The 12,599-nt window shown below is 64.2% G+C and carries 14 protein-coding genes and 1 riboswitch; of the genes, 7 read left to right on the top strand and 7 right to left on the bottom strand.

Translation table 11 applies throughout. The annotated features are described in order from the left end of the window. Positions 1-255: 255 nt before the first annotated feature. Positions 256-492, bottom strand: a complete 237-nt coding sequence (locus tag MnOB_RS21735) for a hypothetical protein (protein ID WP_371580097.1) — start codon at positions 490-492, stop codon at positions 256-258. A 173-nt stretch (positions 493-665) separates the two neighbouring features. On the opposite strand from MnOB_RS21735, the gene MnOB_RS21730 reads away from it, so the two are divergent. Together MnOB_RS21730 and MnOB_RS21725 are read left to right on the top strand one after the other, a co-directional pair. Then, on the top strand, positions 666-1,250 hold the full coding sequence (locus tag MnOB_RS21730; protein ID WP_077526300.1) for a YajG family lipoprotein: 585 nt from the start codon (positions 666-668) through the stop codon (positions 1,248-1,250). Between the two features lie 222 nt (positions 1,251-1,472). After that, positions 1,473-1,751 (top strand): hypothetical protein, encoded by a 279-nt coding sequence (locus MnOB_RS21725; RefSeq protein WP_077526299.1) that lies wholly within the window; start codon positions 1,473-1,475, stop codon positions 1,749-1,751. 63 nt (positions 1,752-1,814) lie between these two features. Here the strand turns inward: MnOB_RS21725 and MnOB_RS21720 are convergent, their stop codons facing one another. Continuing rightward, positions 1,815-2,978, bottom strand: a complete 1,164-nt coding sequence (locus tag MnOB_RS21720) for a 1-acyl-sn-glycerol-3-phosphate acyltransferase (protein ID WP_077526298.1) — start codon at positions 2,976-2,978, stop codon at positions 1,815-1,817. Positions 2,979-3,082: 104 nt separating this feature from the next. Between MnOB_RS21720 and MnOB_RS21715 the strand changes: the two genes are divergently transcribed. The 3 genes from MnOB_RS21715 to MnOB_RS21705 are packed head-to-tail and all read left to right on the top strand — an operon-like array spanning position 3,083 to position 4,165. Then, entirely contained in the window at positions 3,083-3,265 is a 183-nt protein-coding gene (locus tag MnOB_RS21715; RefSeq protein WP_028629947.1) for a CPXCG motif-containing cysteine-rich protein, read from the top strand. Then, the gene (locus MnOB_RS21710; RefSeq protein ID WP_077526297.1) at positions 3,265-3,525 is read left to right on the top strand and encodes a putative signal transducing protein; all 261 of its coding nucleotides are present in this window, start codon (positions 3,265-3,267) and stop codon (positions 3,523-3,525) included. The genes MnOB_RS21715 and MnOB_RS21710 overlap by 1 nt, the downstream gene beginning before the upstream one ends. A 25-nt stretch (positions 3,526-3,550) precedes the next feature. Then, positions 3,551-4,165: an SOS response-associated peptidase gene (locus tag MnOB_RS21705; protein ID WP_077526296.1), complete on the top strand. Its 615-nt coding sequence runs from the start codon at positions 3,551-3,553 to the stop codon at positions 4,163-4,165. Positions 4,166-4,302: 137 nt separating this feature from the next. On the opposite strand, the gene MnOB_RS29835 is transcribed toward MnOB_RS21705, so the two are convergent. Continuing rightward, positions 4,303-6,444 (bottom strand): methyl-accepting chemotaxis protein, encoded by a 2,142-nt coding sequence (locus tag MnOB_RS29835; protein WP_077526295.1) that lies wholly within the window; start codon positions 6,442-6,444, stop codon positions 4,303-4,305. Between the two features lie 173 nt (positions 6,445-6,617). Here MnOB_RS29835 and MnOB_RS21695 point away from each other — a divergent pair, with 173 nt between their 5' ends. Together MnOB_RS21695 and MnOB_RS21690 are read left to right on the top strand one after the other, a co-directional pair. After that, positions 6,618-7,436 carry a M48 family metallopeptidase gene (locus MnOB_RS21695; RefSeq protein WP_077526294.1) on the top strand — a complete coding sequence of 273 codons (819 nt, stop codon included), beginning with the start codon at positions 6,618-6,620 and terminating at the stop codon, positions 7,434-7,436. A gap of 114 nt (positions 7,437-7,550) precedes the next feature. Further along, the gene (locus MnOB_RS21690; protein WP_077526293.1) at positions 7,551-8,534 is read left to right on the top strand and encodes an NAD-dependent epimerase/dehydratase family protein; all 984 of its coding nucleotides are present in this window, start codon (positions 7,551-7,553) and stop codon (positions 8,532-8,534) included. On the opposite strand, the gene MnOB_RS21685 is transcribed toward MnOB_RS21690, so the two are convergent. From MnOB_RS21685 to MnOB_RS21670, 4 genes are all read right to left on the bottom strand, one after another. Then, complete coding sequence (locus MnOB_RS21685) at positions 8,535-8,978, bottom strand: ketosteroid isomerase-related protein (protein ID WP_077526292.1); 444 nt, start codon at positions 8,976-8,978, stop codon at positions 8,535-8,537. It abuts the gene before it with no gap. Between the two features lie 198 nt (positions 8,979-9,176). Further along, on the bottom strand, positions 9,177-9,758 hold the full coding sequence (locus MnOB_RS21680; protein WP_107504118.1) for a TMEM165/GDT1 family protein: 582 nt from the start codon (positions 9,756-9,758) through the stop codon (positions 9,177-9,179). Between the two features lie 93 nt (positions 9,759-9,851). After that, positions 9,852-9,972, bottom strand: a riboswitch (yybP-ykoY riboswitch). A 48-nt stretch (positions 9,973-10,020) separates the two neighbouring features. Next, the gene (locus MnOB_RS21675) at positions 10,021-11,496 is read right to left on the bottom strand and encodes an amino acid permease (protein ID WP_077526290.1); all 1,476 of its coding nucleotides are present in this window, start codon (positions 11,494-11,496) and stop codon (positions 10,021-10,023) included. Between the two features lie 90 nt (positions 11,497-11,586). Continuing rightward, positions 11,587-12,585 (bottom strand): class I SAM-dependent methyltransferase, encoded by a 999-nt coding sequence (locus tag MnOB_RS21670; RefSeq protein WP_077526289.1) that lies wholly within the window; start codon positions 12,583-12,585, stop codon positions 11,587-11,589. Positions 12,586-12,599: the final 14 nt, after the last annotated feature.

The following is a 12,599-nucleotide window of genomic DNA, read 5'->3' as shown; positions in this document are numbered from 1 at the left end:
TTCCGTCTGCATACGTGTTGCTACGCATGCGTCCCTGCAAAAAAGCGTTTGCAATTCGGGCGGAAGGATGCGGCCAGCCAACGAGTGGCAGCGCGAAAAGTGGACGGCTCTCTGTGGGGCTGTGCGGATGACCAAGCTGGCGCGAGGTGCGGTGTTGCGAGGCCCGATCAGGAGACGACCTTATAATCGGGGGGCGATTATAACGATGAAATGGACGGAATAGGGCGCTCGGTGTGACTTTTATTCATCCACCGGTCAGGCTGCCAACGCGCGGCGGCGCGAAGGTTGTCTGACGACTGGTGCGACGCGGGCGCTGGCGGGCAGGGGCTGGTCGAGCCAGGCGAGGCTGGTTTCGCTCACTTCCACCCAGTTGCCGCTGGCTGGACGGTCGACGCCATGGTGCAGGCCACGGCAGATCCCGGCGTTGTCCACGAGGGCGAAACTGCGGCGTTGCGGGCGGCGGGCGAACATGGACCAGAGAAGAAACATCATGACTACTCGTGTGGGGCTGACGCCTTTATGCCAGCCAGGCGTGACAGGGGAATGACAGGAACCGCTGTCGCGGATGGCGGTCTGACATTGCATGGGAGCTGGCGCTCTGTCAGTACCTCGGCCCGGTGGTTATACTGCCGGCCGTTTTGCCTTCATTCCTGGAGAGAAAAAGCATGCTGAAACGCTCGTTGCTTGGCCTGCTGGCCGCCCTCAGCCTGACCCTGGTCGGCTGTGCCCTCAGTCCGCAACAACTCAGCCCGCAACCCAAGCTCACCGGCCCGCTGACTCCGGTTGGCCAAGGCCAGCCGGTGGTGGTGCGCGTTGCCGACGGCCGTCCTTCTCCGGTTCTCGGCACCCGTGGTGGCATCTATGCCGATACCAGTGCCATCAGCGTGCAGGGTCAGGACATCCTCCCGCGCCTGCAAGCCGAGGCCGAGGCCGCCGTGCGCTTGCTGGGCTTCACCCCGTCGCCGAACGCCTACAACGCCCCGCAACTGACCCTGACCCTGGCTGACCTGAAGTACCAGTCGCCCAAGGAGACCTATGTCACCGAGGCCAACATCAGTGCCAGTTTCCGTGTCGACGTGCAGAACAGCAGCCGCCGCTACAGCGGCAAGTACGGTGCCTCGCTGAACCAGCGCTTCGGTACTGCACCGAACCAGCAGACCAACACCAAGCTGGTGAGCGATGTGCTGAGCGATGCCATGACCCGCGCCTTCAAGGACCCGACCATCGGTCAGGTTCTGTCGCAGCAGTAAGCGCACCCCGCCTCGGAGAGCCCGGCCATGTGCCGGGCTTTTTCTTGCCCCCGCAGTCCGTTGGGCTTTCATGAGTCCGGCGGCATTCGTCGGAAGGAGCGAATGGGCAGGCCGCGGTTTCGGTAGACTCGCGTCTTTCCTATAGACCCCCCGGATCAGGGCGGGCAGATATTTGTCTTGCAGGTTGAGTGCACGGTGGCACCTCCTGAAGCGGAGTTCGAGATGTCGCTGCAGGCGCTTTTGGCCATGTTCCTGGCTCACCCCGCACAGGTCGTCAATGGCCTGGCTTTGTTCTTTGCGTGTGCTGGTGCCTGGGTGCTGCTGGCTACTCGTCTGCGGGAGCGGCGTTCCATCGCACGCCTGGCCGCCGAAAGCGATCTGGACGAAGCCACCGATATGCTGGATGAGGGCGCCCGACGCTTGAACCGCTTCTTCTACGCCTTCGGCTATTTCAGCCTGGCGGTGGCCTTGGGGGTTTCCTGGGCCAGTACGCAAATCTGATGCCTTCGGGCTAAAACAAAAACGGCGACCCCAGGGTCGCCGTTTTTGCATTCCGAATCCGTCTTACAGGGGCAGTCCTGCCTTGATCCGGTACTGATTGCGTACGGGAGTGGCGTACTGCTGGATCAGGTAAGGGCGCTGCTCCTCAGGGCAGGCGTCGAGGCGTTTCTGCCACTCGGCCTTGGCACGGGCCAGTTCGTCGCCTTTGAATACTTCGGCGGCAGTCGGTACACGCAGTTCGGGATCGCGCTCGCCCCACATGGCGTAGGCCAGGTAATGCACGGGGAACAGGCGATAACCGCCGAGAATCTGCTTGTCGATTTCCTGGGCCAGTTGTTTGGCATCTTCGCTGGCGCTGCCGATTTCACTGCCGAAGGCGATATGCACGCGACCTTTGTAGCCGGTGATGCCCAGCGCAATGCTCGCATCGTCCTCCCCCGCAGCCTTGGCGTAGCTGCCGGTGCTGGCGCGAATCTGCAGTTCGCGGGCCTTGGCCTGGTCGCAGGGGTCGTACTCGTAGCTGATGGAGACCGGGATCAGGTGCAGGTCGCGAATCACATCCGCGAACGCCTCATCCTTGCGGCTCATGTGGAACATCTTGAGGATCGCCGAATCGGTGCGGTCGTCACCGTCTTTTGCGCGGCCCTCGGCCTGGGCGATCCAGATCGATTGGACATCCTTCTGGATCGAATGATTGATGTACGCCGACAGCAGCTGGAAGGCCGCCAGCTTCTCGCGGCGCCCGGCGAGGTTGCGATGCACGATGAAGCTCTTGTTCAGGCGCATCAGGTCGCTGACGAAGGGCTTCTGCAGCAAGTTGTCACCGATGGCGATGCGCGGCGTCGGCAGCCCGGCGTGGTACACGGCGTAGTTGACGAAGGCCGGGTCCATGACGATATCGCGGTGGTTGGCCAGCAACAGGTAGGCGGTGCCCGGCTTCAGTCGCTCGACGCCCGAGTAGGTCACGCCGTCGGTAGCGCGCTCGATGGTGTTGTCTACATAAGGCTCGATGCGGTCTTGCAGCGCGGACACCGAATTGATGCTGGCGAACTCCCGCCGCAGCCGATGAGCTATAACAGGCTTGAGGAGCCAGCCCAGTGGGCCCGCCAGCTTCGGGAAACGATAGCGGGTGAGGGTGCCGAGGAAAGCGTCGTCGGCGAACAGGCGCGCAAGCACCGCCGGGACCTCGGCATCGTCATAGGGTCGGATGGCTTCGAATTCGCCCATTAGTCACTCTTGTTCTGGAATCGGCTGGGTATTGGGTGGAGGCCCCGCAGCACGGAGCCTGAAGTAGACCGGCGATTATACAGGCAAGTCACACGGGAGGCGGGATGCTGGAGACAGAGGACTACCAATGCCCCTATTGCGGCGAGCCGGCCGAAGCCGTGCTCGACCTTTCCGGTGGCGACCAGCAGTACATCGAAGACTGCCCGGTGTGCTGCCGGCCCATCCTGTTCCTGCTCTGGACCGATGGCCAGGACTGGAGCCTGGAGGTTCGCCGGGAGGATGACTGATGCGACGCGTCTATGAGCCCAGGGACATGATCGAAGCCGAACTGCTGTTGGGCATGCTCGCCAGCGAGGGCGTGGAGGCCCACCTGGCCGGTGCGCACCTGTTGGGCGGCATCGGCGAGTTGCCCATGTTCGGCTTGCTCGGCCTGCTGGTCGAGGACGAAGACGCCGAACGCGCCAGCGGCCTGATCGCCGCGTACAATGCCGCGCAACCCTTGCCGGGCGAAGAGCCCGACAGTTACCCCGGGACTCTGCTCTGCTGAGGCCCGCACACCGACTGGCCGCCTCATGTCTGGACGTTTCGCACTGTTCCGCTGGTCGCCCGCTCTGGCCGCCATTCCCGGTTTTCCCGCCGACCAAAAACCCCACTGGAACCTGGCGCCCGGCAGCCGGGTGCTGATGCTGCGCGAGCTGGACGGCCAGCGCCGTGTCGACGAGGCCCGCTGGGGCCTGACGCCGGCCTGGCTCACCGATTTGTCGAAGACCCCGTCGCATGCCCGTCTCGAAACCTTGGCCGACCAGCCGATGTTCCGCGAGCCTTTCCGCTCGCGGCGTTGCCTGATCCTGGCCAACGGTTTCTATGAGTGGCGGGGCGTGCGCAAGCGGCCTTACTGGGTCAGCGCCGAAGGCGGGACCCTGTTCCTCGCCGCGCTCTGGGAGGCGTATCCGGTGGGCGATGTGGAGTACCTCAGCCTGGCGATGGTCACCCAGGCTGTCGCCGACCTGCGCCGCCCGCTGGTGCTGGATGAGGAGAGCCAGCGCCTCTGGCTGGCCGCCGATTCGACGCCGATGCAATTGCTGGAACTGCTGGCCAGACCGGGCCCGCAGCTGCGCGAACGCGCCCTGGCGACCCTGGTGAACAATCCCAAGCTCGATGGGCCGGAGTGCCTGACACCGGCCTGAGGCTGTAGGGGCGAATTCATTCGCCAAGGGCAGCTCGGCTGCCCCCCACGGAGCCAGCAGGGCAGACCTTCGGCCTGCTTGGCGATTGAAATCGCCCCTACAAAAGAACAAGCCCCTCGTGAGAGGGGCTTTTCTGCTTACACCTTGAACTGATTGATCAGCCGCCTTTGCTGCTCGGCCAGCTTGGTTAGCTCGGCACTGGCCTGGGAAGCTTCGTCGGCGCCGCCGGCGACTTCGTTGGCCACCTGGCCGATATTGATCACGTTGCGGTTGATGTCCTCGGCCACCGCGCTCTGTTCCTCGGCGGCGCTGGCGATCTGGGTGTTCATGTCGTTGATCACCGATACCGCCTGGGTGATGGACTCCAGCGCATGGGCGGCCTCGTTGGCGTGCTGCACGCTGGTGTCGGTCTTGTCCTGGCTGTCCTGCATCACCTTCACCACTTCGCGGGTGCCGTGCTGCAGTTGCTGAATCATCGTCTGGATTTCTTCAGTGGCCTGCTGGGTCTTCTGCGCCAGGTTGCGTACTTCGTCCGCTACCACCGCGAAACCGCGTCCCTGCTCGCCCGCGCGCGCCGCTTCGATGGCCGCGTTCAGTGCCAGCAGGTTGGTCTGCTCGGCGATGCCGCGGATGGCGACCAGGATGGCGTTGATGTTCTCGCTGTCCTTGGCCAGGGTCTGCACCACGCCCACGGCCCGGCCGATTTCGGTGGCCAGGGCGGAGATGGCTTCGGCGGTGCTGTGGACGATGCGCTTACCGTGGTTGGCCGCCTGGTCGGCGTGGCTGGCCGCTTCCGCTGCGTGGGTGGCGTTGCGGGCGACGTCCTGGGCGGTGGCGGTCATCTCATGGACGGCAGTGGCCACCAGCTCGATTTCCGCCAGCTGCTTCTGCACGCCCTGGTTGGTGCGGATGGCGATGTCGGCGGTGTGCTCGGAAGAGTCGCTGACCTTCTGCACCGAGGTGACCACCTGGCTGATCATCGATTGCAACTTGCCGAGGAAGGTGTTGAAGCCGCCGGCGATGGCGCCCATCTCATCGGCGCGGCTGTTGTGCAGGCGCTGGGTCAGGTCGCCGTCACCCTTGGCGATGTCATCCAGCATGCCGACCATCTGGCGCAGCGGACGGGCGATGCCGTAGCCGACGAACCAGATCACCAGCAGGCCGAGGCCCGCGATCACCAAGCCCACCAAGGCCATACCGAAGATATCGGCGTCGCGTTGCGAGCTGAGCTCGCTCTGCAGCTCTTTCAAGTCCTTCAGCACGACTGCCTGGGGCAGTTGCAGGACCAGGGTCCAGCGAGCGCTCGTGTCGGCGATGCCGAAGGGCAGTAGGAGTTCGATTGCATCCTGCTGTGCGTTGACGCTGAAGTGCGGTTCGCCCAGGGGCTGGTTTTTCAAGCGCTCCACTGTCGCCGCCCCGAATACGCTGGTGCTGGGCTCACCCAGCTTCGACGGGTCTTTGGTATAGGCGACCAGGCGACCGTTGCTGGCGACAAGGGCGATTTCGCCCGCGCCGTCGTACAGCTGGGCGTCGACCTTGACCAGCAGATCCTGGATGAAGTCCAGCGAGAGGTCGGTGCCCACCGAGCCGAGGAACTTCCCGTTGACCAGGATTGGCGCGTTGAACGACGACATCATCACCATCTTGCCGCTCATTTCGTAAGGCGCCGGATCCACCACGCACGGCTTGAGGGACTCTTTCGGGCACAGGTAGTACTCGCCCTCGCGAACGCCGGTGGGCAGCTGCTTGCTGCTTTCGATGGTCGGGCCGAGCAGCTCGAGCTTGTAGCCACCTTCCGGCGAGCGATACCACCAGGGCATGAAGCGCCCGTTTTCGTCATGGCCGGAATCCGCGCGACCGGCGTACAGGCTGTCGCTGTTGTCGAAGGCATTGGCTTCCCAGCCGATGAACGCGTCCAGCAGCTTCGGGTTCTGTACGAGCGTCTGGCGTACCAGGTTATTCAGGTTCTCGCGGCTGATGCTCAGTTGCGGATTGCCAGCCTGGTCCTTCTCGCCGATCAGGGTGTTGAGGTTGGCGATGTTCTTCGAGACGCCCAGCGGCATCTCCAGCTCCCGCTGGATCTGGCTGACCTGGGCGCGTGCCAGCGCCACGAGCCGTTCCTTGATGCCCTGTTCGAGCAGCGCCTGGGTGCGTTGCTGCACCAGTTCCTGGGTGCGGGCGCCGGAAAACAGTGCGTAGAGCACCAGGGCGGCAACCACCGCCAGTACGCTGGCTCCTGCCAGGGCTGCGATGGAGAACTGAATGGACCTGAACTTCATGTGGGCTCCGAAAAAGCTATTTCACCGTGAATCTGTATATCGGCCGAACTGTTAAATTTCCTAAGTCGCCGGTGCAGATAAATGCGTCGCCGGCTTGTCTACATGCGACGCGGTTGCCCGGGTCACAGGCCAGCCGTAGCATTACCGACCTTGCGAAACGATGGAGAGCCAACATGGCCAAGCTGATTCATCTGTCCGGGCTGACCGCGGCCCTTCTCCTGGCAGGATGCCAGGCCGTCAATACCACCAGCGGCGGAGCGGTTGGCGTCGAACGCAAGCAGTACATGTTCAGCATGCTGTCGACCAGCGAACTCAACCAGATGTATGCCCAGTCCTATCAGCAGACCCTGACCGAAGCGCAGCAGAAGGGCGTGCTGGACAAGAACAGCACCGACGCTCGTCGTGTCGACGCCATTGCCAAGCGTCTGATCGCCCAGACCTCGGCCTTCCGCCCGGATGCGGCGCAATGGGCCTGGGAAGCCAACGTCATCGACAGTGAGGAGCTCAACGCCAACTGCGGTCCGGGCGGCAAGATCATCGTCTACAGCGGCCTGATCGATAAGCTCAAGCTCACCGACGACGAGCTGGCCGCGGTGATGGGCCACGAAATCGCCCACGCCCTGCGCGAGCACAGCCGCGAAGCCATGTCCAAGGCCTACGGCGTGCAGATGGCCAACCAGATCGGCTCGGTGCTGGGTGTCGGCCAGGCGGGCCTGGGAATGGCCAACGCGGGCGTGGAATACCTGATGACCCTGCCCAATAGCCGCTCCAACGAGAACGAGGCTGACCTGATCGGTCTGGAACTGTCCGCGCGCGCCGGTTACGACCCGAACGCTGCCATCACCCTCTGGCAGAAGATGGAGCAGGCTGGTGGTGGCGCCCCGCCGGAGTTCATGAGCACTCACCCGTCGTCCAGTTCGCGCATGTCGGCTTTGAAGGCGGCCATTCCGAAGGTGATGCCGTTTTACGAGCAAGCGAAAGGACAGCGCTAGCAACAGCCGGGTTGTCGGGGATTCCGGCTGGCATCCCGGCAACCCGCGTTCTAGACTGCTCGCCGCCACCTCGAAGCGTCGGGGTGGCGAATCTCCAGCGGATGAGGAGTCGCAGTGAAAATCGCCGTACTGGGAGCAACCGGCCTGCTCGGCCATCACGCGGCACGGGCGGTGAAGGCCGCAGGGCACCGACTGGTGCTGATACACCGGCCGACTTCACGGATCGAACGCCTGGCGTACCTGGAGCCCGAGTGCCGAGCCGCCGAACTGCTCGACCATGCCGGCCTCACCCGTGCACTCAGTGGTATCGATGGCGTGATCTTCTGCGCGGCCGGCTATCCGAAACGGCCGCGTCGCTGGCAGGAGGAAGTCTCCAGCGCCCTCGACCAGACCAACCATTTCTACGCGGCCTGCCTCGCCGCCCATGTCCCGCGCATTCTGTACACCGGCGCTGCCATTGCGCTGCCTCGACATCCCGAAGGCCTGCCTGGCCACGAAGGACTGTTCTATGAAGGGATGCCGCGCTGGAAGAGCCCTTACCTGCTGAGCAAGTGGGCGCTTGACGAGCAGGCCCGCGAGCAGGCGCGCAGTGGCCTGCCGGTAATCATCGGGATTCCCGGCATGTGCCTGGGCGAGTTCGACGTCGGGCCAAGCACGGGGCGCATCATCACCGCCATGGCGCAAGGCTGGATGACCCATTACGTACCCGGCCGGCGCAACCTGCTGGACGCCGCCGACGCCGGGCGCGGTCTGCTGCTGGCGCTGGAGAAGGGACGCGTAGGCGAGCGCTACCTGCTCACCGGGCAGAACATCGAGCTGGCCGAGCTGACCGAACGTATTGCCAAGCTGCTCGGGGTTCAGCCGCCGCAACCCATGCCGCTGGCGATGGCCAAGGGCATGGCGGTGCTCGGGCGTTTGCGTTACCGGCTGTCTGGCGAAATGCCGAAGCTGGATGACACCGCGATCGCGGTGATGGCGGGTGGGCAGTTCCTCGATGGCAGCAAGGCGCGCCATGAACTGGGCTTCGTTGCGGAGACGCCGCTGGAGGTCACCCTGGAGCGCACCATTGGGTGGTTCCGGGCCAACGGCTATCTCTAGTCAGGGGAGGGCTTTTTCGGCCAGCGGCTGGGTCGCGAGACCAAGCTGGGCGCGGAAGCTTTCCATGTCGAACATGGTGCAGATTTCCTGCACTTCACCCACGCTGTTCAAAGTCCAGAAGGCCATCGCCGAGATACTGAGGATCTTGTCGCTGGGCGGGTAGCCCAGGGCGGGCTTCTGGATGCTGCCGATCAGGGTGCACCAGGTCACCACTTTGTTGCCTTCGGCGATGCATTCCTCCACCACCACTTCCAGGTCCGGCATGGCCTCGCGGATGTTCGCCACCATCTGGCCATAGGCTGCGCTGTTCAAGGCGCGGCCGATGAAGGAGCTCTTGTAGAGGAAGTCCTTGCTCTGCAGCTGCTCGGCCAGGGCCAGGCGACCCTTGTTCCACGACAGCTCGATGTGCTGGCGAACCAGCCGCTTCATATCGTCCAGTGACACGATGCGCTCCCCTGCGCCTTGATCCAGCGTGCACTTTACCAGTACGTCCGTTCCAGCCATTGGCCGAAACGCCGCCGGTTGGAGGCAATTTCGCAGGATGTGACGGGGAGCGCTCAGCGTGAGCGGAGCGATACCCATCACTCCACGTGGCTGATGGGTATCGCGTTGCTCAACCTGCGAAAAGACGTGCAGGCGGCGTCAAATGACGCCGCTGAGCTTCAGTGCTTCGTACACGGCGTAAACGGCCAGGGCCGCGAAGGCGACGGCAGCCAGGCGGCGGATCAAGGTCAGCGGCAGGCGGTCGGCGGCGAAGTTGCCGGCCAGCACCACCGGCACGTTGGCGATCAGCATGCCGAGGGTGGTGCCCATGACGACCATGACGAAGTGCGGGTACTGGGCCGCCAGCATCACCGTCGCGACCTGGGTCTTGTCGCCCATTTCGGCGAGGAAGAAGGCGATCAGCGTGGTGAGGAAGGGGCCGTACTTCTTCAGGCCGGACTCTTCGTCGTCATCCAGTTTGTCCGGCACCAGGGTCCACAGGGCCACTGCGGCGAACGAGGCGGCGAGGACCCAGCTGAGGGTGGCGGCGGAGAAGAAGCTGGCGACCCATGAACCTACGGCGCCGGCGGCGAAATGGTTGGCCAGGGTGGCGGCGACGATGCCCCAGATGATCGGCCATGGTTTGCGGAAGCGGGCGGCGAGCAGAAGCGCGAGCAACTGAGTCTTGTCACCAATTTCGGCGAGGGCAACGATCAGCGTCGGGACGAAGAGGGATTCCAGCATCAGGGTTCCTACGGGGGCGGGTCGACTAATCACCATGACACACGCAATCTGCCCACCCCGGGTCAGGTTGTGTGTGTCATAGGTCTTGTCAAACCGCTGGCCTGTCTATGCAGGCTCGGGGTCGCATGCGCCATGGTCTGTGGACCAAGTATGTTGACGCACGCCGGGCGAGCAGGGCGCTCGCGGGAGACTACTCCCCTAGGACGGGGCGCATTTTGCACAAGCCGGGTCGCCCCGGCAAGTACGAAATGCCGGTCGGTCAGTTGTCGCCGCCGCGCACATCCATCTCCGCGTAGTGCACCAGGCGACTACCTTTCTTCATGCGATAGCCCAGCCAGATGACGAGGAACAGTGGCAGGCTGATGTAGGTGGCGGCCAGGCCGGCCCAGTCGATCTTGTCGCCGAAGAAGGCCTGGTAGTTCTGCCCGAGGGTGATCAGCAGGCACAGGGTGAAGGCGAACAGCGGTCCGAAGGGGAACAGCTTGGCGCGATAGGGCAGGTCTTCCAGTCGCCCGCCCTGGGTCAGGTAGCCCTTGCGGAAACGGTAATGGGAGATGGCGATGCCCAGCCAGGCGATGAACCCGCACATGCCCGAGGTATTCAGCAGCCAGGTGTAGAGGGTGCTGTCGCCCACGATGGAGGTGAAGAAGCACAGCGCGCCGACCAGGGTGGTGGCGTAAAGGGCGTTGCGCGGAACGCCGTTGGCCGACAGGCGTGCGAACAGTTTCGGCGCCTTGCCCTGCAGCGCCAGGTTGTAAAGCATGCGGGTGGACGCATACATGCCGGAGTTGCCGGCGGAGAGGATGGCCGTGAGGATCACCGCGTTCATCACGCTGGCCGCAGCGGCGAAACCGGCACGCTCGAAGAGCAGGGTGAAGGGCGACACACTGATATCGCTGGCGTCGTTCTTCAGCAGGTTCGGATCGGTGTAGGGAATCAGCACGCCGATCACGAAGATCGCCAGGATGTAGAACATCAGGATGCGCCAGAACACCTGGCGGATGGCGATGGGAATGTTCTTCTTCGGGTTTTCCGACTCGCCTGCGGCGATGCCGATCAACTCGGTGCCCTGGAACGAGAAGCCCGCGATCATCGCCACCCCGACCATGGCCTGCAGGCCGCCGACGAAGGGCGCGTCACCTTGGGTGAAGTTACTGAAACCGGGCGATTCGATGCCGCCCATGATGCCGAAGATGGTGGCCAGGCCGATGCCGATGAATACCACGACCGTCACTACCTTGATCAGCGCGAACCAGAACTCGCTCTCGCCGAAGCCCTTCACCGAGACGAAGTTGAGCAGGAACATCAGCCCGAGGAACAGGGCGCTCCAGTACAGGCCCGATACCTCCGGTAGCCAGAAACTCATGATCAGCTGCGCCGCCACCAGTTCCGCAGCGATGGTCACCGCCCAGTTGTACCAATAGTTCCAGCCCAGGGCGAAGCCGAAGCCATCGTCGACGAACCGGCTGCCATAGGTGCTGAACGAGCCGGAGACCGGTATGTGGGCGGCCATCTCGCCGAGGCTGGTCATGAGGAAGTAGACCATCAGGCCGATCAGTGCATAGGCCAGCAGCGCGCCACCCGGGCCGGCGGTGGCAACGGTGGCGCCGGAGGCGACGAACAGACCGGTGCCGATGGAGCCGCCGATGGCGATCATGTTCAGGTGGCGGGGTTTGAGGGAGCGGTGCAGCCCATCCTTGGCGGGAGTGGCGCTGGCAGTGTTCAGATCGGTCACAAAAATCTCCAGGTCCCCCCGGTCGAAACCGGGAGGAGGACGGCTATCGGGGGCCGCTTGAGTATGGATAAAAGGGCGGGGCCCGCCAGGTCAGCCCCGGCGGGCGCGGTAGATGCGGAAGCCATCACCTTCGGCGAGGGTCTGGCAGGGGCCGAGATGGTACTCGATAAGCGGGGGATATTTGAGGAAGCTGTTGGCCACGATGCGCAGCTCGCCGCGGGGTAGCAGGTGATTGCGAGCCTCGCGGAGCAGGTCCTCGCTGGCCTGGTAGTCGGTATGCACGCCCTGGTGGAACGGCGGGTTGCTGATGATCGCCGTCAGGTCGGCAGGGGCGCCGTGGATACCATCCGTGGCGATCACGTCGCCTTCCAGGCCATTGGCGATCAGCGTCAGGCGGCTGCTGGCAACGGCAAACGCGTCCACGTCCAGCAGGGTCAGTTGGCTCTGTGGATAACGTCGCTTGAGCCACGCACCAAGCACGCCGGCGCCGCAACCGAAGTCCAGCAGGTGGCCATTGGGCAGGCCGTCCAGTTGCTTGAGCAGCAGGGCGCTGCCGCGGTCCAGGCGGCCATGGCTGAACACGCCGGGCAGGCTGACCACTTCCAGCGGGCCGTCGGCCAGGTCCAGCGAGTAGTGCTGGGCCAGGGTTTCCAGGTCGGGGGCAGCGGGGGCCTGTTCGATATGCACCTGCCAGAGTTGGCAATGGCGCGCGCTGTCCAGCTTGCGCGGCTTGCCGAACGCGGCCAGTTGTTTGGCCGCGCGTTCGATACCGCCACGTTTCTCGCCGACGAGGAAGAGCTCACCGCCGGGCAGGCGGGCCGCAAGCGCGGCCAGCAGGTAGTCGGCCAGTTCACGGGACTTGGGCAGGAAGAGCACCGCAGCGGTGAACGGGGTATCCGGCGGCGTGGTGCCGAAATGGCTACGCCCGGCGAAGCGGGCTTCGAGGGCTGCCTGGTCGCCAGCGTGCCAGCTCCAGCCGCTGGCCTGCGGCAGGGTGCCGAGCAGGTCGTCGGCGGGTAACCCGGCCAGCAATACCGCGCCTTGGAACAGATCGGCCTGTCGAAGCAGGACTTCGCTGCGTGGGTCCATCTAAAGGAGATCCT

It is taken from the genome of Metapseudomonas resinovorans, from assembly GCF_002003485.1.
Classification (GTDB): domain Bacteria; phylum Pseudomonadota; class Gammaproteobacteria; order Pseudomonadales; family Pseudomonadaceae; genus Metapseudomonas; species Metapseudomonas resinovorans_D.
Note: the sequence above shows the minus strand (reverse complement) of the source record. Positions and strands in the feature narration are given on the sequence as shown.

What these genes read in the sequence shown, in the direction of transcription:
- MnOB_RS21735 (WP_371580097.1), bottom strand. Translation starts at nt 492, where the DNA reads ATGATGTTTCTTCTCTGGTCCATGTTCGCCCGCCGCCCGCAACGCCGC.
- MnOB_RS21730 (WP_077526300.1), top strand. Translation starts at nt 666, where the DNA reads ATGCTGAAACGCTCGTTGCTTGGCCTGCTGGCCGCCCTCAGCCTGACC.
- MnOB_RS21725 (WP_077526299.1), top strand. Translation starts at nt 1,473, where the DNA reads ATGTCGCTGCAGGCGCTTTTGGCCATGTTCCTGGCTCACCCCGCACAG.
- MnOB_RS21720 (WP_077526298.1), bottom strand. Translation starts at nt 2,978, where the DNA reads ATGGGCGAATTCGAAGCCATCCGACCCTATGACGATGCCGAGGTCCCG.
- MnOB_RS21715 (WP_028629947.1), top strand. Translation starts at nt 3,083, where the DNA reads ATGCTGGAGACAGAGGACTACCAATGCCCCTATTGCGGCGAGCCGGCC.
- MnOB_RS21710 (WP_077526297.1), top strand. Translation starts at nt 3,265, where the DNA reads ATGCGACGCGTCTATGAGCCCAGGGACATGATCGAAGCCGAACTGCTG.
- MnOB_RS21705 (WP_077526296.1), top strand. Translation starts at nt 3,551, where the DNA reads ATGTCTGGACGTTTCGCACTGTTCCGCTGGTCGCCCGCTCTGGCCGCC.
- MnOB_RS29835 (WP_077526295.1), bottom strand. Translation starts at nt 6,444, where the DNA reads ATGAAGTTCAGGTCCATTCAGTTCTCCATCGCAGCCCTGGCAGGAGCC.
- MnOB_RS21695 (WP_077526294.1), top strand. Translation starts at nt 6,618, where the DNA reads ATGGCCAAGCTGATTCATCTGTCCGGGCTGACCGCGGCCCTTCTCCTG.
- MnOB_RS21670 (WP_077526289.1), bottom strand. Translation starts at nt 12,585, where the DNA reads ATGGACCCACGCAGCGAAGTCCTGCTTCGACAGGCCGATCTGTTCCAA.